14 protein-coding genes are annotated in these 21627 nt (G+C 72.3%); 4 read left to right on the forward strand and 10 right to left on the reverse strand.

The window, feature by feature from the left end:
* Nucleotides 1-13: 13 nt before the first annotated feature.
* The gene (locus tag EJC51_RS36165) at nucleotides 14-628 is read right to left on the reverse strand and encodes an RraA family protein (protein ID WP_126274895.1); all 615 of its coding nucleotides are present in this window, start codon (nucleotides 626-628) and stop codon (nucleotides 14-16) included.
* 176 nt (nucleotides 629-804) lie between these two features.
* Nucleotides 805-1806, reverse strand: a complete 1002-nt coding sequence (locus tag EJC51_RS36170; protein WP_208870763.1) for a lysylphosphatidylglycerol synthase transmembrane domain-containing protein — start codon at nucleotides 1804-1806, stop codon at nucleotides 805-807.
* 362 nt (nucleotides 1807-2168) lie between these two features.
* Here EJC51_RS36170 and EJC51_RS36175 point away from each other — a divergent pair, with 362 nt between their 5' ends.
* Nucleotides 2169-3656: a glycoside hydrolase family 3 N-terminal domain-containing protein gene (locus EJC51_RS36175; RefSeq protein ID WP_126274897.1), complete on the forward strand. Its 1488-nt coding sequence runs from the start codon at nucleotides 2169-2171 to the stop codon at nucleotides 3654-3656.
* Here EJC51_RS36175 and EJC51_RS36180 read toward each other — a convergent pair.
* On the reverse strand, nucleotides 3653-4912 hold the full coding sequence (locus EJC51_RS36180; protein WP_126274898.1) for a glycoside hydrolase 5 family protein: 1260 nt from the start codon (nucleotides 4910-4912) through the stop codon (nucleotides 3653-3655). The two genes, EJC51_RS36175 and EJC51_RS36180, sit on opposite strands and share 4 nt — an antisense overlap.
* Before the next feature lie 8 nt (nucleotides 4913-4920).
* Between EJC51_RS36180 and EJC51_RS36185 the strand changes: the two genes are divergently transcribed.
* Nucleotides 4921-5949 (forward strand): N-acetylglucosamine kinase, encoded by a 1029-nt coding sequence (locus EJC51_RS36185; protein ID WP_126274899.1) that lies wholly within the window; start codon nucleotides 4921-4923, stop codon nucleotides 5947-5949.
* A 30-nt stretch (nucleotides 5950-5979) separates the two neighbouring features.
* Nucleotides 5980-8244 carry a glycoside hydrolase family 3 N-terminal domain-containing protein gene (locus EJC51_RS36190; RefSeq protein WP_126274900.1) on the forward strand — a complete coding sequence of 755 codons (2265 nt, stop codon included), beginning with the start codon at nucleotides 5980-5982 and terminating at the stop codon, nucleotides 8242-8244.
* Here EJC51_RS36190 and EJC51_RS36195 read toward each other — a convergent pair.
* The 6 genes from EJC51_RS36195 to EJC51_RS36220 all read right to left on the reverse strand — a co-directional run bounded on the left by EJC51_RS36195 (nucleotide 8234) and on the right by EJC51_RS36220 (nucleotide 17505).
* Nucleotides 8234-9115 (reverse strand): carbohydrate ABC transporter permease, encoded by an 882-nt coding sequence (locus EJC51_RS36195; protein ID WP_126274901.1) that lies wholly within the window; start codon nucleotides 9113-9115, stop codon nucleotides 8234-8236. The two genes, EJC51_RS36190 and EJC51_RS36195, sit on opposite strands and share 11 nt — an antisense overlap.
* Complete coding sequence (locus tag EJC51_RS36200) at nucleotides 9112-10113, reverse strand: carbohydrate ABC transporter permease (protein ID WP_126274902.1); 1002 nt, start codon at nucleotides 10111-10113, stop codon at nucleotides 9112-9114. Before EJC51_RS36200 ends, EJC51_RS36195 begins: the two co-directional genes overlap by 4 nt.
* A 2-nt stretch (nucleotides 10114-10115) precedes the next feature.
* The gene (locus EJC51_RS36205; RefSeq protein WP_126274903.1) at nucleotides 10116-11492 is read right to left on the reverse strand and encodes an extracellular solute-binding protein; all 1377 of its coding nucleotides are present in this window, start codon (nucleotides 11490-11492) and stop codon (nucleotides 10116-10118) included.
* 136 nt (nucleotides 11493-11628) lie between these two features.
* Complete coding sequence (locus EJC51_RS36210) at nucleotides 11629-12291, reverse strand: peptidyl-prolyl cis-trans isomerase (RefSeq protein ID WP_244362992.1); 663 nt, start codon at nucleotides 12289-12291, stop codon at nucleotides 11629-11631.
* A complete protein-coding gene (locus EJC51_RS36215; protein ID WP_126274904.1) occupies nucleotides 12288-16505 on the reverse strand; it encodes a glycoside hydrolase family 38 N-terminal domain-containing protein in 4218 nt (1405 codons plus the stop codon). Before EJC51_RS36215 ends, EJC51_RS36210 begins: the two co-directional genes overlap by 4 nt.
* A gap of 118 nt (nucleotides 16506-16623) precedes the next feature.
* Nucleotides 16624-17505: a MurR/RpiR family transcriptional regulator gene (locus EJC51_RS36220; RefSeq protein ID WP_097270098.1), complete on the reverse strand. Its 882-nt coding sequence runs from the start codon at nucleotides 17503-17505 to the stop codon at nucleotides 16624-16626.
* 153 nt (nucleotides 17506-17658) lie between these two features.
* Between EJC51_RS36220 and EJC51_RS36225 the strand changes: the two genes are divergently transcribed.
* Complete coding sequence (locus tag EJC51_RS36225) at nucleotides 17659-18423, forward strand: sugar isomerase domain-containing protein (protein ID WP_126274905.1); 765 nt, start codon at nucleotides 17659-17661, stop codon at nucleotides 18421-18423.
* 112 nt (nucleotides 18424-18535) lie between these two features.
* Here the strand turns inward: EJC51_RS36225 and EJC51_RS36230 are convergent, their stop codons facing one another.
* Nucleotides 18536-21622: a beta-N-acetylglucosaminidase domain-containing protein gene (locus tag EJC51_RS36230; protein WP_483025185.1), complete on the reverse strand. Its 3087-nt coding sequence runs from the start codon at nucleotides 21620-21622 to the stop codon at nucleotides 18536-18538.
* Nucleotides 21623-21627 lie beyond the last annotated feature (5 nt).

The raw sequence follows: 21627 nt of genomic DNA on the forward strand, positions 1-21627 counted from the left end.
AGACGGTGGCCTCTCAGCCGTCGTACCCCAGCTCCCTCAGCGCCTTGTCGATCCGTGCCCGGTGGTTCTCCTCCCAGGCGTCCAGCGACTCCGCGGCCTCCTTCGCGAGCTTTGCCCGCGCCGCCGCGAGGATCTCCTCCTGGCGGGCCGCCGGGGTGACCACGACGCCCTCCTCGTCGGCGACCACGATGTCACCCGGCTGGATCAGCACCCCGCCGACCCGGGCCGGCTCACCGAGCGCCCCGCCCTTGGCCTTGGTGCCGGGAATGGGGATGACACCGCGGGCGAAGACCGGGAAGCCGGCCTCGCGGACCTCGCCGAGGTCGCGGATGAGGCCGTCCAGCACGAAGCCGGCCACGCCCCGCCGCTGGGCCACGGCACACACGTTGCCGCCCGCCAGGGCGTAGTCGAGGTCGCCCGATTCCACGACGATCACCGAGCCGGGCTCGGCGCGGTGGATCGCGGCGTGCAGCATCAGGTTGTCGCCGGGCACGCACCGCACGGTGTACGCGGGTCCCGCGATGCGCGGTGCGTCCCACAGCGGGCGGATGCCGATGTCCATCACCTGCTCGCGGCCCAGCAGGTCGGCGAGGGTGGTCGGGGGAACGTCCTTGAACGCGGTGTCCATGGTGGTTGTCGTCCCGTCGTCGTTGCAGGGTGGTCAGGCCCGGTCCGGGTCCATTGCAGCGGGACACCGCGGGGTTCTTCAAGATCCCCCAGGCAAAGAGATCCCCCAGGCAAAGAGATCCCCCGGGCGAAGAGATCTCCCGGGCGAAGAGATCCCCCGGAAAGGGCCGCCGTCCCTCACAGCACCTTCCGCTGCACCAGCGCCGACAGCACCAGCGCCCCCGGCAGCAGCGGGACCCACACCGTCAGCACCCGGTAGCCGACGACCGTCGCGGTCGCCAGGCCCGTCGGCGCGCCGAAGCCGGCCAGCGCGAACACCAGCGCCGCGTCCACCGGGCCGATGCCGCCCGGCGCGGGCACCGCCCCGACCGCGGTGCTCGCGGCCAGGAAGGCGAAGGCGACCTCGGTCCAGGACAGGGACAGGCCGAGCGCGGCGCCGACCGAGAAGATCACGCCCGCCTGGAGCAGCGGGGCCGCGGCCGCCCCGCCCCACAGGGCGAGGACACGGGACGGACGGGTGTGCAGCTGACGTACGTCGGTGAGGGCGGTGCGGACGAAAGCGCGCACCGGGCGGACGCACACCAGCAGCAGCGTCGCGCCGACCAGCGCGAGGCCCGTGGCCGCCACCGGCAGCAGCAGGGTCCGCCGGTCGGGCACCAGGTCGCCGAGCCGCAGCAGACCGGGGGACAGGACGACGAAGGCGACCAGCACCAGCGTCTTCGCCACCGGTCTGACCAGCGAGTACAGGGCGAGCGAGGCGGTGGCGCGGGGCAGCGGCACGCCCTGGCGTTGCAGGAAGCGCAGCGTCACCGCGTGGGCGCCGATGCTCGCCGGGAGGACGTGGTTGGCGGCGCCGGCGGCGAACTGCGACGCCAGCAGCAGCCCGGGCGGCAGCCGCTCCGGCAGGGCGCCCTGCCGTACGCACGCGGCGGACACCCAGCCGAGGAGGGTGAAGGCCACCCCGGCCAGCAGCCACCAGGGGTCGGCCGAGGCCAGCCGGGCGGCGCCGTCGGACAGGGAACGCCGGTCGATCGCGGCCCACGCGCCGATCAGCAGCAGCGGCAGCAGACTGAGCCCGGTGCGGAGCACGCGGGTGGGGACGGGGGCGGGTGCGGGGGTGGGCGCGGTGGCGGTGCTGGGGAGCGGGCGGGGCAGCTCTTCGAGCGGGAGCAGGGTCACGGCACACGTCGTCCTTCCACGTCGCGCCCGCGGGGAACGGGCGGAGGGGAGGCGGGGAGAGGGGAGGGGGGAGAGAGGCGGGGGCGCGCGGGACAAGCGGGGAGGAGAGCAGGCCAGGCAGGGAGGGGGAGAAGCGGGGTCGCGCGGGACAAGCGGGGAGGAGCGCAGGGCGGGCGGCGCGGAGCGCAGAGCGGGCGGGGAGGGTGACGAGCGAAACGTGCCCCGGCCGTGTGACAGCCGGGTGTCCGAGAGCCGAATCGCCGGGGACGAGTCGCCGGATCCGTCGTGCACCCGGCAGTGATGAATCAAAGAATCCATACCCATGTTGACTTCCGGCTGAACCAGCCAGAAGAATCGAGAAGGTGACCCATGCAGCGCACGCGCCCGAAGGCCGCCTCCTCCCGTCCGACCTGGACGAGGCGGCCCACCGCTGTCTCGTCGCCGGGTTCGACGGCACCACGACCTTCCCCGACACCCTGAAACGGCTGATCGACCGGGGCCTCGGCGGGGTCATCCTGTTCACCCGCAACGTGCGCGACGCGGCACAGGTCCGTGAGCTCACCGACGCGCTGCGCGCGCTCCGGCCCGATCTGCTCGTCGGCATCGACAACGAGGGCGGCGGCATCGGACACCTGGTCGCGGCGGACGCGCCCGAGGTCCCCGGCTCCTACGCCCTCGGCGTCGTCGACGACCCCAACCTCACCGCCCGCTGCGCCGACGCCCTCGCCGGCCACCTGGCGGCGCTCGGCATCACCGCCTCGTACGCCCCCGTCGCCGACCTCCAGCACCGGCCGGACAACCCGATCGTGCGCACCCGCTCCTTCGGCGCCGACCCCCAACTCGCCGCCCGGCATCTGCGCGCCTGGATCACCGCCACCGAAGGCCGCGGCATCGCCTCCTGCGCCAAGCACTTCCCCGGCCACGGCGGCACCGAGACCGACAGCCACCACGGCATCGCCGTCGACCCGCGGCCGTACGACGAACTCCTCGTCGACCTCGAACCGTTCCGCGCCGCCGTCGCCGCGGGCGTGCCGATGCTGATGAGCGCGCACGTCGTCTTCCCCGGGCTGGACGCCAACCGCCCCGCCACCCTCAGCCGCCGCATCCTCGGCGACCTGCTCCGGCACGACCTCGGCTTCGAGGGTGTCCTGGTCAGCGACGCGTTGGAGATGAAGGCGATCGCGGACCAGTACGGCGAGGCGGCGGGGGCGCGGATCGCGCTCGCCGCCGGAGCGGACCAGGTGATCGTCGCCGTACCGGATCTGGAGGTCACGCTGGCCTGCCGGGACGCGGTCCTCGACGCGCTGCGCTCCGGGGTGCTGCCCGAGGACCGGGTGCGGGAGGCGGCGGAGCGGGTGCGCCGGCTCGCCGAGCGGTACGCCACCCCGGCCACAACCGTCGCCGCCTGGGCCACGGAGGCCGGCCTGGAGGCCGCACGCCGTGCCGTACGGCAGTCGGCGGGCGGCCGGGGTGTGCCGTCCGCCGTCCGCGGGGCCCATGTCGTCGACCTGTTCCCGCCGCCGCACCCCGCCCTCAACTGGGGCGGCGAGGACCTGCTGACCCCGTTCTCCGCCCTCGACGCCACGGCTGCCGGTACGGCCGTCACCGGCGAACCGGACGACCCAGCCGCCCTCGTCGACGGCATCCTGAGCCGCGACCGGCCGCTGGTCCTCGCCACCTGCGACGCCGGACTCCACCCCTGGCAGGCCCGCCTCCGCGACGCCCTCCTGGCCCGGCGCCCCGACGCGATCCGGATCGACACGGGGCTGCCGGAGGGCGGCGACCTCTGCTCGTACGGGCGGGGGCGGGTGAACCTGAGGGCGGTCGCGGAGGCGCTGACGGGAGCCTAGAGGCCCGGCAGCACCACGGACTTGATTCCCCGGGCCGCCAAGTACCCCTCGTCCTCGGCCCGTTCGGCCAGCACGACGGCCGGGCGGACCCCGCGCTCCCGCATCCGCATCCACGCCTCGAAGTACTCCCCGCCCGGCCCGGACACCGAACGGGTGCTCGGCGTGCACTCCAACACCAGTGCGGTGTCACGGGGTTGGACGATGTGCGGCTCCGCGACGGCCTCCGCGAGCGCCTCGGCGATGGGCTTCGGGCGGCCGGCCGCGTCGAACAGACCCAGGGTGTACTCGAGTTCCGGGAAGTCGGCGAGCGAGCGGTCCACGTCGTGGGAGCACCACCACGTCACGCCCCACAGTCCTTCGCACTCGGTCGCGTTGCGCACGGTCGCCCGCGCGAAGTCCGGGGCGTCAGCCGCCGGGATGTGCGGCTCGGGCGCGCCCGTCTCCTGCACCCACACCGGACGCTCCGGGTCGGTGGCGTACGCCTTCGCCAACTCCGTGCCGTACTCGGCGAGATGGTGCACCTGCGGGGAGCGCGGGCCGTAGCGGCGGGCGCAGTCGCCGGTGAACACCCATGGGTGGACGGTGGTCAGATCGCCCTTGCGGGCCGAGGCCTCGGGGGTGAAGGGGTGGTCGTCGCCGTACCAGGCGGCGTCGTACGCGGAGTGCGTGACCAGCCCGTGCGGGCCGAGTCCGGCGCGGGCGGCAGCGAGGAGCGTGTCGAGGTAGTGGTCGACCTCGGCCGGGGTCACCGGGTTGTGTTCGACCAGGTTGTTGAGCTCGTTGCCGAGCTGGAGGCCGATGAGGTGGGGGCGGCCGGCCAGGGCGCGGCCGAGGGTGCGCAGCAGGTCCGCCTGGGCCGTGATGGCGTCCGGGTCGGTGAAGACGTTGCGGTGGTGCCAGCTGCGGGTCCACTCCGGGTAGAAGTCGAAGCTCGACAGATGGCCCTGCACACCGTCCACCAGGACGTCGAGCCCGGCCTCGCCGGCCAGGTCGACGAGGTGCGCGAGCTGGTCGACCGCGGAGGTGCGGATGTGGGTGCGGTTGGGCTGGAGCAGCGGCCACAGGTGGAAGACCCGGACGTGGTCGAGCCCGAGGCCGGCTATCTGGGCCAGGTCCTCGCGGGCGCGGCCCGGGTCGAAGTCGTACCACGAGTGGAACCAGCCGTGGCGGGGCGTGTAGTTGACGCCGAAGCGGAGTGTACGGATGGGATCCTCCCCGGGCCGGGCCTTGTCCTGCGCGAATGTATCAATCACCATAGTCGTCGATGGGTAATGATTTGAACCAGGAAGCGGAAGTGGCACGGGATCTTCGGGGCACGGAGCTGGTCGTCGGCCTCGACGCCGGTGGCACCCGCACCCGCGCGCTGCTCGCCCCCGTCGGTGCCTCCGGCGCGGAGGGCGGGCCTGTGCTGGGCGAGGGAGCGGGCGGGCCGGGCAACGCCCTGACGGTGTCGCCGGCGCAGCTCGTCGAGCACCTCGTCGAGGCGCTCGCCGCAGCCGTGCCGGAGTCCGCGCGCGCCGGGGTCGTTGCGGTCGCCGGCGGCTTCGCGGGCGCCACGTCGGCCTCGCCCGACGACCCCGGGTCCGTCCGCGCCCGCACCGCGCTCACCGCCGCGCTGGACCGCCTCGGCATCCCGGCCGGGCGCCGGGGCGTCTGGAGCGACATCGAGGCCGCCTTCGCCTCCGCCCCCGGCGCCCCGGCCGACGGCCTCGCCCTGGTGGCGGGCACCGGCGCGGTCGCGATGCGGGTCACCGGCCGCCGTGCCACGACCACCGTGGACGGCGACGGGTGGCTCCTCGGCGACGAGGGCAGCGGCTTCTGGCTCGGCCGCAGTGCGGTACGGGCCGCGTTGCGGATGGCGGACGGGCGCGGCCCGGCGACGCTGCTCGCACTGTCCGTCGGGCGGGCGCTGGGGGTGCCGGGCGAGTGCCTGCCGGACGACGGCTGGAGCCGGGCCGGGCGCGAGGCCTACCGCATGCATCTCCTCCCCGCCGTCATGGCCGAACCGCCCATCCGGCTCGCCCGGTTCGCCCCGCTGGTGGCCGAGGCGGCGCGGGAGAAGGACGTCGTCGCGCAGGCGCTTCTCGACGAGGCGGCGGGCCACCTCGCCGACACGGTGCGGGCGTTGGAGCCGCGACCCGGCGAACGGATCGTGGCCACCGGGGGCCTGCTCGGCCCCGAAGGCCCCCTCACCGCACGGCTGAACGCCCTGGTGCCGACCCTCGACTGGGTCCCCGACGGCTGCCGGGGGGCCGTAGCCCTCGCCCGGCTCGATCACGGACGGCGCCTGTGACCATGTACCGGCCTACGCACCAACTCGACCATGGACGCCGCCTGTGACCACGTACCGGCCCGCGCACCAACTCGACCACGGACGCCGCCTGTGACCACCTACCGCGACCCCGCCGCCCCCCTCGACGCCCGCGTCCACGACCTGCTCGCCCGCATGACCCTGCGCGAGAAGGTCGGCCAGCTCAACCAGCGCATGTACGGCTGGGACGCCTACCGTCGCACCCCAGGCGGCGGTTTCGAACTCACCGGCGCCCTCCGCGCCGAGACCGAGCGGTTCGCCGGACTCGGCGCCCTGTACGGCCTCCAGCGCGCCGACGCCTGGTCCGGCGTCGCGCACGGCAGCGGACCCGGTGCCGAGGACGCCGCCACGCTCGCCGACCTCGTCCAGCGCCATGTCGTCGAGAGCAGCCGCCTCGGCATCCCGGCGCTGTTCGTCGAGGAGGTCCCGCACGGCCTCATGGCCCTCGACGGCACGGTCCTGCCGGTCAACCTGGCCGTAGGCGCCACCTGGGACCCGGCGCTGTACGAGCGCGCCGCCGCCCACGCCGCCGCGGAACTCCGCGCCCGCGGCGGCCATGTCGCCCTCGTCTCCGCCCTGGACATCGCCCGCGATCCCCGCTGGGGCCGTACCGAGGAGTGCTTCGGGGAGGATCCGTACCTGGCCGCCCGGCTGACGGAGGCGCTGGTGCACGGGATGCAGGGCGCGGGCGAGCTGTTCGCCCCCGACAAGTCCCCCGTCGTCCTCAAGCACTTCGCCGGACAGGGCGCCACCGTCGGCGGCCGCAACTCCGCCGAGTCCGAACTGGGCCTGCGGGAACTGCACGAGATCCACCTCCCCGCGGCCCGCGCGGGCATCCGTGCCGGAGCCGCCGCCGTCATGGCCGCCTACAACGAGGTCGACGGCATGCCCTGCTCCGGCAATCGCGCCCTGCTCACCGAACTCCTCAGAGAGGAGTGGGGGTTCGAGGGGCTGGTGATGGCGGACGGGCTGGCCGTCGACCGGCTTGCCCGCATCACCGGGGACACGGTCTCCGCGGGCGCGCTCGCGCTCAACTCCGGTGTGGACCTGAGCCTTTGGGACGAGGGGTTCACGCGGCTGGAGGAGGCGGTGGAGCGCGGGCTGGTGAAGGAGACGGTCCTCGACACGGCCGTCGCCCGCGTGCTGCGCCTCAAGTTCCGCCTGGGGCTGTTCGACCGGCAGGGGACCACACCCACCACACCCCCGGCCCCCACCGGAGGCAAGGACCTCAGCCTCTCTCTCGCCCGCGCCGCCGTCACCCTCCTGCGCAACGACGGCACACTCCCCGTCGACGCCCGCGTCTCCCGCATCGCCGTCCTCGGCCCCCAATCAGCCACCACGGCACACCAGTTGGGCGACTACACCGCCCCGCAAGCCCCCGGCACCGGCAGCAGCGTCCTCGACGCGCTGCGCCGCCTCGTCCCGCCCGGCGTCGACATCCGCCACACCCGTGGCTGCGCCCTCACCGGCGACGACCTCTCCGGCATCCCCGAGGCGGTCGCCGCGGCCGCCGCCTCGGATCTCGCCGTGCTGGTGCTGGGCGGCAGCAGCGCCCGTACGCCGGACACCGACTTCGCCGCCAACGGGGCGGCTCTCAAGGCCGTTTCGGAGATGACGTGCGGCGAGGGCGTCGACCTCGCGGGGCTGCGGCTGGGGGCCGCCCAGTACGCGCTCCTGGACGCCGTCGTCGCGACGGGCACCCCCACGGCGGTCGTGCTGGTCCAGGGGCGCCCGCATGTCGTACCCGATACGCCGGGCGCGCTCCTCACCGCGTGGTATCCGGGCCCGTGGGGCGGTGAGGCGATCGCCGAGGTCGTCCTCGGACTCGCGGAACCCGGCGGCCGGCTCCCCGTCTCCGTCCCGCGCTCGGCCGCCCAACTCCCCGTCTACTACAACCACAAGGACACCGAGTACGGCGGTTACGTGGACGCCGACGCCGGGCCGCTCTTCTCCTTCGGGCACGGGCTGTCGTACACGAGCTTCAACTACGGACCGCCGAGCACGGACGGCCGTACCGTCTCCCTCGACGTCACCAACACCGGGGAGCGGTACGGCCGTTCGGTCGTGCAGGTCTATCTGCGGCGGCTGATCGCCACCAGTTGGCCGCGCACCCTCGAACTGTGCGCGTTCGAGGGTGTCGGTCTCGCGGCGGGGGAGCGCCGTACGGTCACGCTGACGCTCGACGGCGACCTGACGGGCCTGGTGGAGCTCCGGGTCGCCGAGTCGGCGCGGGCGGCGCTCACCGCCGTACCCGTCCGGCTCGACCTCAGATCTTGACGGCTCCCGAGGACACGCCCTTGTAGAACCACCGCTGGGTGATCACGAACAGCACCAGCACCGGGATCACGGATATCACCGAACCGGCCATCACCGTCCGCTGGTCGTAGCCGAACGACGACGACTGGAGGCGGGAAAGGCCCAGGGTGAGCGTCATGTTGCCTTCCGAGCGCAGCACGATCAGGGGCCACAGGAAGTCGTCCCAGGCGCTGATGAAGGTGTTGATGACCACCACCATGACCGCGCCCCACGCGGACGGCAGGTACAGATACCGGAAGCGCTGCCATTCGTTGGCGCCGTCCAGCATCGCCGAGTCCTCGATCTCGCGCGGGACCGCGAGGAACGCGCCGCGCATGAGGAGGACGTTGATCGCGCCGACGAAGCCGGGCAGCCAGACGCCGGCCAGGCTGTCGACCAGGCCCAGGTCGCGGATGCTGATGAACAGCGACACCATGATCGACTCGAAGGGGAACATCATCGAGGCGATGAGCACCACCCAGACCGCCTTGCGGCCCTTCCAGCCGGGCTTGGAGAGCATGTAGCCGGCCGTGGTGGAGAAGACGAGCTGGCTGGTGATCGACAGGGCGACCACGATCAGGCTGTTCTTGATGTACGACCACACCGGCACCTGGTCGAAGACCGTCCGGTAGGCGTGCAGGGTCGGGTGGTGCGGGAGCAGGGTGGCGTTCGCGCCGAAGACGTCCTCGCTCGTGCCCTTCAGGGAGGCCAGCAGCTGCCAGAGCAGCGGGCCGACCGTGAGACCGAGGACGAGGAACAACAGCAGGTAGCGGACGACGAGTTCGCGGGGCCTGCCGTAGTCGCCCCAGCGGGGCAGCAGCCGGCGGCGCTTGTCCAGGGCCGTCGTCGTCACGACTCGTCCTCCTTCGTCAGGCGCTGCGCCAGCAGGGTCAGCCCCAGCGTCAGCAGGAACAGGGCCACGCTGACGGCCGAGCCGTAGCCGGCGTTGCCGGTGATGGGGTCCAGGCCGACGTCCCGGATGTAGAACGGCAGGGTGCGGTCGGCGCCGCCGGGGCCACCGGTGGAGCTGCCCAGCATGTAGATCTCGGTGAAGACCCTGAGCGAGCCGATGCCGGTCAGGGTGCCCACCAGCATCATGGCCTGGCGTACGCCGGGGATCGTGATGTGCCAGAAGCGGCGGACCGCGCCGGCGCCGTCCATCTGAGCCGCCTCGTGCAGTTCCTTGGGGACGTTCCCGAGGGCGGCCAGGTAGAAGACCATGTACCAGCCGAGGCCCTTCCACAGGGTCAGGCCCATCGCGGACAGCAGGATCAGCCACGAGTCGGACAGGAACGGGATCGCCGACCTGATCAAGTGGGCTTTCTCCAGCCAGGTGTTGACCAGTCCGTCGTCCGCGAGCAGCCACTGCCAGCTCAGGCCCACGACCACGCTGGAGGCCAGCACCGGCGTGTAGAAGGCGGAGCGGAAGAAGCCGATGCCGGGGAGGTTCTTCTCCACCAGCACGGCCAGCATCAGCGGCAGCAGCACCATCAGGGGGACGACGATGACGGCGTACAGGATGCTGTTGCGGGTCGCCAGCCAGAAGTCCGAGTCGTCCAGCATCCGCGTGTAGTTGTCGAGTCCGACGAAACTCGCGGCGCCGCCCAGCGGCTTGGCGTTGGTGAACGACAGCAGGACGGTGTTGAGGAACGGGAACACCCCGAACACCACCGCGCAGACGATCGCGGGCGCCGTCCACAGCCACGGCAGCCACCAACGCCGGTACATCGCGGCCCCGTTGGCCCCGGCGGACGGGCCGGGCAGCAGCGCCCGGAGGCGGGAGGGGGCCGGGCCCGGCACGGAAGCCTCCGTGCCGGGCACCGGAACCGGCTTCGTGATCTGGACCGTCACCGTCAACCCGCCTGCTTCAGCAGCTCGTTCGCCTTCTCCTGGGCGTCCTTGACGGCCTGCGCGGGGCTCTTCTTGCCCTGCATGGCCAGCTGCACCTGGGCGACCATCGCGTTCTGCACGGCCGGGGAGAGGCTGGTCTGGTTGGTGCTGGCGGTCTTGAGCTGGTCGGCGACGAGCTTGCGGGCCTGGGAGAACGGGTCGGTGCCGGTGACCTTCTGGAAGAACGGGTCGTTCAGCGACTCGGTGGTGGTCGGGAAGATCACCACCGCCGGGTCCTTGCACCAGGCCGTCTGGTTCTCGGCGTTGGTGAGGAACTCCGCGAACGACAGTGCCGTGGGCGCGTTCTTGCTGGTCGCGGCGACCGATATGTACTGCGGGGCACCGGCGGAGGCCCGGCCGAGCGCGTCGTACGGCTGCTGGCCGACGGCCGTCCTGTCGTAGATCGACGGGCTGTTCTGCTTCACGAACCGCACGAAGCTCGGGTTCGTCGAACCGTAGGCCACCTTGCCCTGGCTGTAGAGCGTGGACGGGTCGTTGCTGGAGGACAGCGAGTCCTTCGGCATCGCGCCCGCCTTGTACAGCTTCGCCATCCAGGCCACCCACTGGGTGGTGCGCGGGTCGTCGGCGAAGACGGCGGACTTGCCGTCGTCGGAGAGGGTCTTGATGCCCATCTGGTCGAAGTCGGACGGGATGCGCCAGATCGGATTGGCCATGGTGGCGTAGAACTTGCCGTCGCCCGCCTTGGCGACCTTCTCGAAGTCGGCGAACAGCCCGAACAACGTGGTCGGCGGCTTCGCCGGGTCGACACCGGCCTTCTTCAGCAGGTCCTTGTTGTACGTCAGGATGACACCGCCGGTGTACCAGGGCAGCGCGGTGTGGATCGCCTTGCCGCCGGCGTCCTTGAAGACGGCGGTCTTCCAGAACGCGGGGACGAACGGCTTGGCGGCGTCCGGGTCCTTGGTGCCGACGTCCAGCAGATAGCCGGCCTTCGTCAGGGCCGTCGCCGTCGGGGCGTTGACGTTGATGACGTCCGCGAGCGTGCAGGCCTGGGCGTCGGCCACCGTGCGGGTGGTGAAGGTGTTGTCGCCGGGGTCGTCGATCCACTTGACCTCGGTGCCGGGGTGGGCCTTCTCGAAGTCGGCGATCACGCTGTTGAAGAACGTCCCGAAGTCTTTCTTCAAGTTGGTCGTCTGGAAGGTGATCTTGCCCTTCACCTCCCCGCTGAGCTTCCCGGTTCCGACGTTGCCCTGGTCGACCTTGCAACCGCCCGCGCTGGCGTCCCCGTCCCCCGAGCCGCCGCCCGACAGGCCGCACCCGGCGGCCGTGAGCGTCAGCACCACGAGACAGGCAAGGGATCCGGTCAGTCTCTTCGCACGCATGTGAACTGTCCTCTCGGCTGGTTCAAATCACCAACTTGGACTCCGATTGATGAAAAGGTGGACCAGAATTCATCGGAGGTCAATGGTTTGCCGTGTTGCGTTTGGATGCCGTTCTCGCGGCCGAGCCGGTGCCGGCTCAGTGCCGGTGCTCGTGATCGGGGTGGGACGGGTCGCCGGGGTGCTCGTGCCCCGGCGCGTACTCCACGCCCACCCGCGCCCGGTCCAGCCAGTCGAAGAAGGCACGCTGCCCGGCGGCGCGGCGCAGGTCGCCCACGATGCCCTCACGGGCCCGCTCGTACGGCACGAAGTCCGCGTCCGTGGCCCCCTGGAAGGGGTTCACACCACGCCTGAGGGCGTCCGGGGTGAGGAAGCGGTCACGGTTGCGGGTGTAGTACTCCCGGGCCGCCTCCTCGGGCACCGGCTGCTCGCGCTCCAGCTCGGCCAGGAGGACGCGGGCGGCGGGGGAGTGGGCCAGGGCGGTGGCGACGATGCTGCCCAGCTCGGCAGGGTGAGCCGTGGTGGGTGGTCGGTCGGTTGCGGCGCCGTCGTGGCCGGTCGCGCGGTTCCCCGCGCCCCTCAGGCCGCGCTCCGCGCAGGCCTGTCGGGCGAGTTCGTCCGTGACGACGACTTGCGTCGCCCACCGCCTTCGTTGCCGCTCAGCCCGGGCGAACGCCTCTGGCCGGGTCGCGCGGTCACGGGCCGGGACGGCTTCCAAGAGGGCTTCCACGCGCTCCTTCGACACCGCCTCGCCGTTCACTGTCGCCGCGACGGTCCCATGGTTGTGCACATGGCTGCTCACGACGTCACCTCCAGCTCCACCGCCTCCGTGTAAGCGACACAGCCGTTCCATCCGACCTTTGCCATCAGCCAGTACGAACCCGGTGGGATCGTTGAGCCGTCCACCTCGATCGTGGCTTCCAGCAGCTCCCCGCCCGGCACGGTGAAGCCTTGGAGGCCCGGGGCGACGCCCGCCCAGGTGCCCCAGGACGAGACCGCCCACAGCTGGCCGCTGATCGCGCCGAGCGTGGTGTTGCGCAGGCGCACCGGCACGTGGACGCGTTCGCCCCGCCGTACGGTGATCCGCTCGGCGCCCAAGGCGCACACCAGCGTCGGTCCCGGTGGTGGTCCGCCCGGCACATCGAGGGCCACCACGTCCTCGTACGTCTGCCCGCCGTACGACAGCCGGGCCGCCAGCCAGTGTCTGCCGGGCTCGGCGTCCGGGGGCGGGGTCACCGTGACCTCGGCCAGGGAGAAGCCGCCGGGACCCAGCGCGTACGGCAGCTCGGCGGGCTCGGCCAGCCACCCCGGCGGTACCTCGAAGGTCACCGTGCCCTGCACGGGGGCGTCGGTCAGCTCCGAGGCGATGCGGACCGTTGCCGTGACCGGGGCGGAGGCGGTGAGGGCGGTCGGGGAGACGTACACCGTGACCGGCATGTTGCCGCGCGGTGCGGGGCCGGAGTTGTGGAGCCAGTAGCGGGTGTGGACCGGCTGGGCGGGCTCGTGGGCGGCGACGCCCAGGGCCGGTGACACAGTGGGTGCCGCTTCGGCGGGAGTGGCCAGGAGCGTCGCCACCTCGAAGCCGTTCAGGGGAATGTCCAAGGTGCCCTGTGCGTCCGGCGTCAGCGGCTCGCCCGGTGTCTCCAGTACGTCGGCCCGGGCGCCCCCGGTCCAGGCGAGCGGGCCCCGGACGCGTGCCCGGACCTCGCGTCCGTTCACCTCGTGCATCCGGACCACGATCCCGCGCGCCGGGTCCGCCCGCCGCACGCTGCCCCGGGCCAGCGGTGAGCCGGCCGGCTTGAGGGCGTCGAGGAGGACCTCCCCCGCGGGCTCCAGCTCCAGCAACGCGCCCTTCCTGGGCAGTACGGCGTCCTCGGCCCCGGTGCGCACGCGCGCGGTCAGCGGATGGTTGAACTCGTGGCCCCGGGCCGGGAGTTCGCCGTCCCGCCAGTCGCCCTCGCCCGCCACGACGGCGTACTCGAAGGTGTGCGACCAGCGTTGGAGCTGGAACGCGGAACCGTCGGGAGCCGTGCGGCGCGGCGGGTCGACCCAGACGCCGGACGGCCAGCCCGTGCAGGAGCGCATGAGGGACATGCAGAGGTCGCCGGAGGAGGTGACCACACAGCCCGGCGTGCCCCGGTTGAGGACGGCGAAGCTGCGGCCGTCCCAGGCATCGCCCGGCGGCAGCGCCTCGCCGCCGCCCGCCGCCGTGGCCGTCACGGTGAAGTCGTCGAGGTCGGCGATGAGCGCGTCGACCGCCTTGGCGCCGTCCCCGGTGTCCGCGACCACCAGCAGCGGCAGCCGCTCCAGATCCCGCAGATCCGCTCCCGGCACCCACTCCTCACGCAGCGAGGCACGCGGCGCGACCCATACGGCCGCCACCCCCGACTCGGCCAACTGGCGCCGGAGTTCCCGTCCGGCGGCCGGATCCATGGCGAGGGCCTCGGCGACCACCGCGTTGCGGTCGGGGCCGCCGACCGCGATGCGGAGGTCGGGGAGATTGGAGTCGACCTCCAGGTCGCCGTAGCGGGGACCGCCCGCGACGGTCGAGGTCGCGGTGACCCCGGCGCGGACGAGGGCCGCCGCGAGCGGGCCGCCCAGCTCACCGGCCGCCTCCCAGTCGTCGTACACCAACTCGGCGACGCCGACGGCCCGTTGGCCGAGCAGGGTGCCCGAGTCGTCGTGGACCGCGACCCGGGCGGTCGAGCCGAGCCCGAACCAGGTGTTGGCCGGGTTGTCGAGCGTCCACGGGAACCGCTCGCTGTCCACCTCCACGAACCCGAACCCGCGCCCGATCACCGCGTCGGCCACCTCGTGCACCGGCAGCCCGCCGCGCACGTCGGACGGCCAGCGCACCCGGATCAGCCGGTCGGCGCCGTCGTAGCCGTCGACGGTGGTGGAGACGTCGAGCCGGTCGACGCCCTTCCACAGGGTGAGTCGCTGGGTGTAGCGGAAGAGGCCGAGGTCCGCGCGGACGGTGATGCGCTGTCCGGCGGGCGAGTGGGCGACATCGATGTCAGCGGTGACATCCCGGCTCCGGGCGGCCGTGACGCCGGTCGGGGTGAGATGCCAGGGCCCCTCGCCGAAGCGCGGGTGCCTCGGGTACTCCTCCTGGACCACGAGTTCGTTGCCGATGTCACCAGGGCGCAGCAGCTCGCGGCCGCCCTGGCGCAGACTGCTGACGCCGCCGCCGCGCGAGGGGTCGACGGTCACCTCGTAGAACTCGTTGCGGATCGTCGTCCCCTCGCCGGGCGTCCACCCGCCGACCGAACCCTCGGCGAGCGGCAGCGCCTTGAGGCCGAGGCCCGGCACCTCCGGTACGACGACCCGCAGTTCACCGTCCTCCTCCCGCACGGCGGGCAGCGGCAGACCGGTGTCGTCCAGCGGGACCATCCCGGGGTCGGCGACGGCGAGCACGTCCCGCCGCTCCCGGGTGGCCGCGTTGAAGACCACCAAGTCCTTCTCTGAACCCGGCAGTTGAGCGACCCTGCGGGCCAGCGCGTCCGTCGCGTCGGCGTGCACCGCCTCGGCCAGGTCGTACAACTCCCGCCAGCCGGTGAGCAGGTCGATGTAGACCTGGTCCGACTCCGAGCCGGTGATCGCGTCGTGATGGGCGCCGTAGATCAGCTGCCGCCACGCCTTGTCCAGCGCCGCGTCCGGGTAGGGGTACCCGGCGACGAGGGAGGCGAGGGTCGCCCAGGCCTCCGCGTCGGCGAGGAGCGTCTCGCCGTACCGCTGGGCCTGCTTGGTGTCGATGTAGGAGACGTCCTTGCCGGTGTAGACCGGGTTCATGTCCCGTGTCTGCGGCGAGGCCCGGCGCCCCTCGGCCTCCAACTCGGCGCGCACGGCGGCGAAGAAGTCGCGCGGGATCGCGGTGACGAACCGCGGCCAGACGTACCGCTCGTTCCAGTCCCGGTGGATGCCCATCACCCACCGGCACGGCGGCGCGTAGTCCCCACCCACCGGAAGCAGAACGTTGCGCGTGAGCGCGACCTTCTTCAGACCCCGGAACAGCTTGAAGGCGGCCTGTTCTGCTTCCGGCAGGGTGGGAGCGTTGTCGATGGCCCAACCAGCGCCGTAGTGGTTGACCATGTAGGCGGTGAGGATGCCCCGCCCCGAGGGGGCGATCCAGTCGAACTCCGCCGGGAACTGCATGCGTTGGGGGTCGCGCGGCTCCTCGCCGAAGACGGAGAGGGTCGGTCCCCACTGGTGGAACGGGCCGCGCGCCCACGAGCTCGACGTGATCCCGGCGTCCGCCATGAGCCCCGGGAACTGCGGATCGTGCCCGAACGCGTCGAGCTGCCAGGCGGTTTCGGGGGACGCCCCCATGACCCCGCGCTGGTATCCGTCGCCGTACAGCGCGTTGCGCACGGTCGCCTCGGCGCCGGTGAGATTGGTGTTGGGCTCGTTGTAGGTGCCGCCCATGATCTCGACGCGGCCGGTGCGGATCAGCTCGCGCAGGAACGCCCGCTCCTCGGGGAAGGCGTCCCAGTACGGCTTGAGGTAGTCGACCTCGGCGAGCACGAAGGTGTACGCGGGGTCGCGCCGCGCGAGATCGCAGTGGGCGCGCACCAGGCTCATGCCCGACTGGCCGCGCGAGTCGAAGGTGCGGGCCGGCAGCCCGGACGAGGCCGGGTCGTCGGCGACGTCCCAGGTCTCGGTGTAGGCGGCCTGGGTGTTCCACCAGACGGGGTCGTAGTGGAAGTGGCTGACCATGAACATGGTCCAGCCGGGCTCGGCCGCGGTGAACGGGGCAGTGCGCCGGGCGGTCTCGGAGCCGTCGGTCGCCGTCACCGTGACGTGCTCGCCGTCGCCGGTCACGGGTATCTCGGCGCGTACGGTCCCGTCCTCGCCGACGGTGGCCAGGGTCTCCCCGACGCTCCGCACGCCCGGGCCCTCGGCGGTGAGGCGGACCTCGCGGCCCGGGACGTGCTCGATCTCGGCGACCACCACCTGGTACGGCTGCTCGGCGGTGCCGACGAAAAGCTCGGTCGACTCGACAGAGGTGACGCGCATGGGTCTCCTACGAGGATGCTCGGCGGAGCCCCATCCTGGCATCGCGAGGATGATTCAAACAACCATCTTCAGTTATGTCTGGTGGTTCATCCATGCAAAACCGGCTCGGTCCAGCGGGTCAGCGGCCCCGCCGCCCCTTCACCGCGTGCTGCGGGATGATGTGGTCGGTCAGCGCCAGCGAGGCGCTCGCCCGCTGGTAGGAGAGCTGGGCGACCCGGACGTACAGGCAGTCGAGCAGCACCAGCACCGAGTGCCGGCCGCCGATGCCGGTGAGGAAGTTGGTCTCCGAGGCGGACGAGATCAGCCGGATGTCGGCGGACCTGGCCAGCGACGAGCGCGGGTCCGAGGTGATCGCCACGGTCGTCGCGCCGCGCTCCTTCGCCAGCTCGAACGGCTCGACGGTCTCCCGGGTCGCCCCGGAGTGCGAGATGCCGACGGCCACGTCCGCCGGGGTGAGCAGCGCGGCGGACGTGGTGGCGCCGTGCACCTCGGTCCAGCCGCGCACCGCGCAGCCGATCCGGAACAGCCGGGTCTCGGTCTCCTGCGCCACGGCCCCGCTGCCGCCGACGCCGTACACGTCGATCCGGCGGGCCCGTGCCACGGCCTGCGCGGCGCGCTCGATCGCGTCGAGGTCGATCCGGTCGATGGTCTGCTGCACCGCGCGCAGGTCCGCGTTGCCCACCACCTGCACGACCCGTTCCAGGGAGTCGTCCGGGGAGATGTCCGGGCCGATCTCGGCGGTGCCCCAGTCGGAGACCTGGCCGCGGCCGCGCTCCTGGGCCAGTTCGATCAGCAGGTGCTGGTAGGAGTCGAGCCCGATGGCCCGGCAGAAGCGGGTCACCGTCGCCTGGGAGGTGCCGGTGCGGCGCCCCAGCTCGGCGGCCGAACAGTGGGTGACGGCGGCCGGATCCTCCAGGATCAGCTCGCCGACCTTGCGCAGGGAACCGGCCAGCCGGGGCAGCTCGGTGCGGATCAGTGTGGTGACGTCCGTCGGGGGCATGGAGAGAAGGTACCAGCCACCGGAGAACTGACTCCTTGAATACCAGTACCGGGGATCCCGCCCGATTGAACGCATCAGGCACCCTGTGATTTATTGATTCATCGATAGCGGCGTATAGGGTGGTTCAATCCATCAGTGGGGAGTGAGTGTCACGTGTCCGTCGAGTCCGTCAGCGCCCAGGCCTTCGCCCAGCAGAGCCTTGCCGTCCTCCAGCAGATCACCGAGTCCGGTCGCGAGGACGTGGCCCGTGCCGCGCGGCTGATCGCCGACTGCGTCCGCTCGGACGGCGTGATCCAGGCCTTCGGCACCGGCCACTCCCAGGCCATGGTCCTCGAAGTCGCAGGCCGGGCAGGGGGACTGGTCCCCACCAACCGCCTCCAGATGGCCGACCTCGTCCTGTACGGCGGCGACGACCCCGCCGTCCTCGACGACCCGCTCCTGGAACGCAGCCCCGGCATCGCCGCCCGCCTCTACGACCTCGCCGCGCCCCGCCCCGAGGACCTCTTCGTCATCGTCTCCAACTCCGGCGTGAACAACGTCATCGTCGAGATGGCCCTTCACGCCAAACAGCAGGGCCACAAGATCCTCGCCATCACCTCCCTCACCCACACCCACGCCGTCCCGGCCGGTCACGCCAGCGGCAAGAAGCTCGTGGACCTCGCGGACGTGGTCCTCGACAACGCCGCCCCGCGCGGGGACGCGCTGCTGGAGTTGCCGGGTGGCGGTGCGGTGTGCGCGTTGTCGACGTTGACCGGGGTGATGCTGGTGCAGATGGCTGTCGCGGAGGCGTCGGCGTTGCTGCTGGCTGAGGGGGAGCGGCCGCCGGTGTACGTGTCGGCGAATGTGCCGGGCGGGTTCGAGGGGAACCTGGAGCTGGAGAAGCGGTACGCCGGGCGGATCCGGCGTACCGCCAGCTAGGCGCTCCGCCAGGGGCGGTGGATCGGCTGCGGGCCGGTGGGGGCTGGTCGCGCCCCCGCGGCGGAGCCGCATATCGACACAGCCCCGCGCCCCTGGGTGAGTTACCCCTCCGTCACTTCACGGGTACTGGAGTCAGGGCTACGGCGAGCGGATACGCGCCGGTCGTCAGTGGGGTCCCGGTGGTGCCCTTTGCCGTATCCACCGGCACCAGCGCGTTGCCGTCAGCCGTCGTCACGTACGCCGTGTCGCCGCTCCAGTCCAGGCCCACGTCGAACGCCGACCTCCCCACCGTCACCTTCGTCCCCGGCGCGCCGGTCACCGTGTCCACCGGTGTGACGTAGTCCCCGGTGCTCGGGCTCACCCACAGCGTCCTGCCGTCCGGTGACAGGGCGAGGCCGTACGCCTGGCCGGTGACGAGGAGGGTCGGCTCGGTGTCGTTCGTCGTCGTGTCGATCGGGGTCACCGTCGAACCGCCCGAGTTGGACACGTACACCGTCCTCCCGTCCGGCGCGGCGACCACGTTGAACGGCCGGGGCCCGACCGGGATCGCGGGACCGGCCTTCTTCGTGGCCAGGTCGACCGGGCTGACCGTGTTGTCGTGGATGTCGGCCACGTACAGGGTCCTGCCGTCCGGTGTGATCGCCATGTTCTCCGGCCCGTCGCCCACCGGGACCGGCGGGCCCGCGGCCAGAGTGCCGGTGTCCACCGGCTGCACCGTGCCGTCCGCGTAGTTGGCGACCCACAGCGTCCCGCCGTCCGGCGTCAGCGCGAGCCCCGCCGGCACCCGCCCCACGGCCACCGTGCCGGTGACGGAACCGCTCGCCACGTCGATCACGCTGACCGTGTTCGAGCCCTGGTTCGCGGTGTAGGCGGTCCGCCCGTCCGCGCCGACGACGACCTCACCGGGGTTGGCGCCGACGGCGATGTCCTTCGTCGTGCCGGCCTTCAGATCGATCGAACTCACCGACGCGCCACTGAAGTTGGCGGTCAGCGCGCGCGGTGAGCCGGCGCCGTCCGCGACCTGGACGGGTAGGGCCCGGTCGAGGACACCCGTCCCCGACACGACCACCGCGTGCACGCCCTCGCTGACGCCGGTCAGAGTGACGGTCACCGAGGCGCTGCCCCCGGCCGGAACGGTCGCCGTGCCCTCGGCCGGGGAGGCGGTGACGCCGTCCGGTACGTCGAGCTTCCAGCCGACCGTCTTCGCGGACGCGTCCGAGAACCGCAGCGTGACCGTCTTGGAGGCACCCGGCTCCAGGGAGAGGGAGCCCGGCGAGAAGGCGGCGTCCACACCGGGGTCGGGCGCGTTCTCCAGCATCGTCGTGTAGAGGAACTGGTCCATCACCCCCGGCGAGACCTGCTCCGGGATCGCGTCCAACTCCTTGCGCTGGGCGCGCAGTCGGTTCCAGTACGTCGACACCGCGTCGCCGTCGCCCGCCTTGTGGGCCAGCAGCAGGTCGACGGCCGTCTGCCCCGCCGTGCCGTAGCGGCCCAGCTTGTTCAGCCAGGCCGAAGTCTCGGACAGGAAACCGGGGTTGGCGAGCCGGGCCCGGAGCTGTGCGGGGGTTGCCGCCATGTCCGTGAAGTACGACCGCAGCGCGGCGGCGGCCCGGTCGAGCCCGCCGTCCTCCTCGTACGCCGTGCGGAACGCGGCGATGAGCCTGCTCAGGGTCGGGGACTCGGTCGGGTCCAGCTGGGAGGAGTAGTTGTTCTCGGCGAAGATCCGCAGCCATTTCGCGGCGCCGCCTGGACCTGCCAGGTCCTGCACCGAGGCGAGGAACGCGGCCCGTGGGTCGTAGGCCTCCGGGTTCCAGAGGTAGGCGGCCGACGTGAACAGCGCCAGTCTGCTCGCCTCGCCCTGGACCATCGGGTTGGCCGTCACCCCGGTCGCCGCGCTCGCCACGCCGGGTTCGCGGCCGGTGTAGGGGCCGAGGAGGAGACGGCTGGTGACGTAGTCGTTGACCGGGTAGTTGTCCCAGATCAGGATCGGGTGGCCGAACACCTTGCGCGCCTCGGTGACTTGGGCGGTGGTGATCGTCGGTGCGATCACGCCGACGCCGGTCCACTCCACGACCACGGACGGGTCGAGCCGCTCGCGCAGGGCCGTCTTGTAGGGGGAGTCGGCGAGGTCGGAGTACTCGGTGGGGACCATCTCCAGCGGTTCCAGGCCCGGGTGGCCGGCCGAGAAGCCGTCCCACGCAGTGTTGAGCAGATGCGCCTGGGCCGCGCCCGCCGCGCCGCCGCCCGTACCGAACTCCGCCTCGTCCTCGGGGCAGTTCCATTTCGTGTAGCTGATGTCGTCCAGCGGGACGGCGAAGGAGCGCACCCCGATGGCGTACAGCGAGTCGAACTTGCGGGTGAGGGCGGCGATGTCGGCGGCGGAGGAGTAGCAGACCGACAGGCCGGGGGAGAGGGCGTAGGTGAAGCGGACGTGGTTGGCGGCGGCCCGGTCCACCAGCTCCTTCAGCCGGGCGAGTTCGGCCGCGGGGTACTCCTCGCGCCACTGGGCGCGCAGATACGGGTCGTCCTTGGGGGAGTAGACGTACACGTTCTGCTTGGTGCGGCCGTAGAAGTCGAGTTGGGAGAGGCGTTCGGCGTGCGTCCAGGGAGTGCCGTAGAAGCCCTCGATGACGCCGCGCAGTGCGGCGGCGGGCCGGTCTCGGATGACGACCTGCGGCAACTCGCCGCTTCCGGTGAGGAGTTGGCGCAGGGTCTGGGCGGCGTAGAAGGTGCCCGTGGCGTCGGAGCCGGCCAGGGCGAGGAGGGTGCGGCCGTGGGTGCGGCCGGAGGCCAGGGCGTAGCCGCCGGAGGGGAGCCCCTGCGGGGAGCGGGCGCCCAGGCGTTTCAGGGCCCCGGTGGTGCCGGGGCCGTCGAGGTAGACCGTGAAGGCGGCCGACGCGGGGGGCTTGTCGACCGTGTCGATGCGGTCGGCGCCGGCGGCGCGCAGCGCGGACTCGACGACCTTGCGGGCCGAGGGGTCCGTGTCCGGGCCGACAACCTCGACGACCCGGTCGGGGACCGTGAACCGGCCGGGCCCCGTCTGCATGCTCTGGGGCTGCGGCCACACCACGGGCTGCCGTGGGGCGGCCGAGGCCGTGGTGGTCAGGGACGGAGTGGTGGTGAGACCGGCGGCCATCAGCAGCACGGCGGCCACCCTCGCTGATCTCGTCGAGCGTCTACGAAAGGTGAATTCATCCACCGAGT

Origin of the sequence: Streptomyces aquilus, assembly GCF_003955715.1 — a bacterium.
GTDB classification, from domain to species: Bacteria; Actinomycetota; Actinomycetes; order Streptomycetales; family Streptomycetaceae; genus Streptomyces; species Streptomyces aquilus.

Excerpts from the sequence above, each read along its gene's own strand:
- EJC51_RS36165 (WP_126274895.1), bottom strand. The coding sequence starts at position 628 with ATGGACACCGCGTTCAAGGACGTTCCCCCGACCACCCTCGCCGACCTG.
- EJC51_RS36180 (WP_126274898.1), bottom strand. The coding sequence starts at position 4,912 with ATGGTGATTGATACATTCGCGCAGGACAAGGCCCGGCCCGGGGAGGAT.
- EJC51_RS36185 (WP_126274899.1), top strand. The coding sequence starts at position 4,921 with ATGGGTAATGATTTGAACCAGGAAGCGGAAGTGGCACGGGATCTTCGG.
- EJC51_RS36190 (WP_126274900.1), top strand. The coding sequence starts at position 5,980 with ATGGACGCCGCCTGTGACCACGTACCGGCCCGCGCACCAACTCGACCA.
- EJC51_RS36205 (WP_126274903.1), bottom strand. The coding sequence starts at position 11,492 with ATGCGTGCGAAGAGACTGACCGGATCCCTTGCCTGTCTCGTGGTGCTG.
- EJC51_RS36215 (WP_126274904.1), bottom strand. The coding sequence starts at position 16,505 with ATGCGCGTCACCTCTGTCGAGTCGACCGAGCTTTTCGTCGGCACCGCC.
- EJC51_RS36220 (WP_097270098.1), bottom strand. The coding sequence starts at position 17,505 with ATGCCCCCGACGGACGTCACCACACTGATCCGCACCGAGCTGCCCCGG.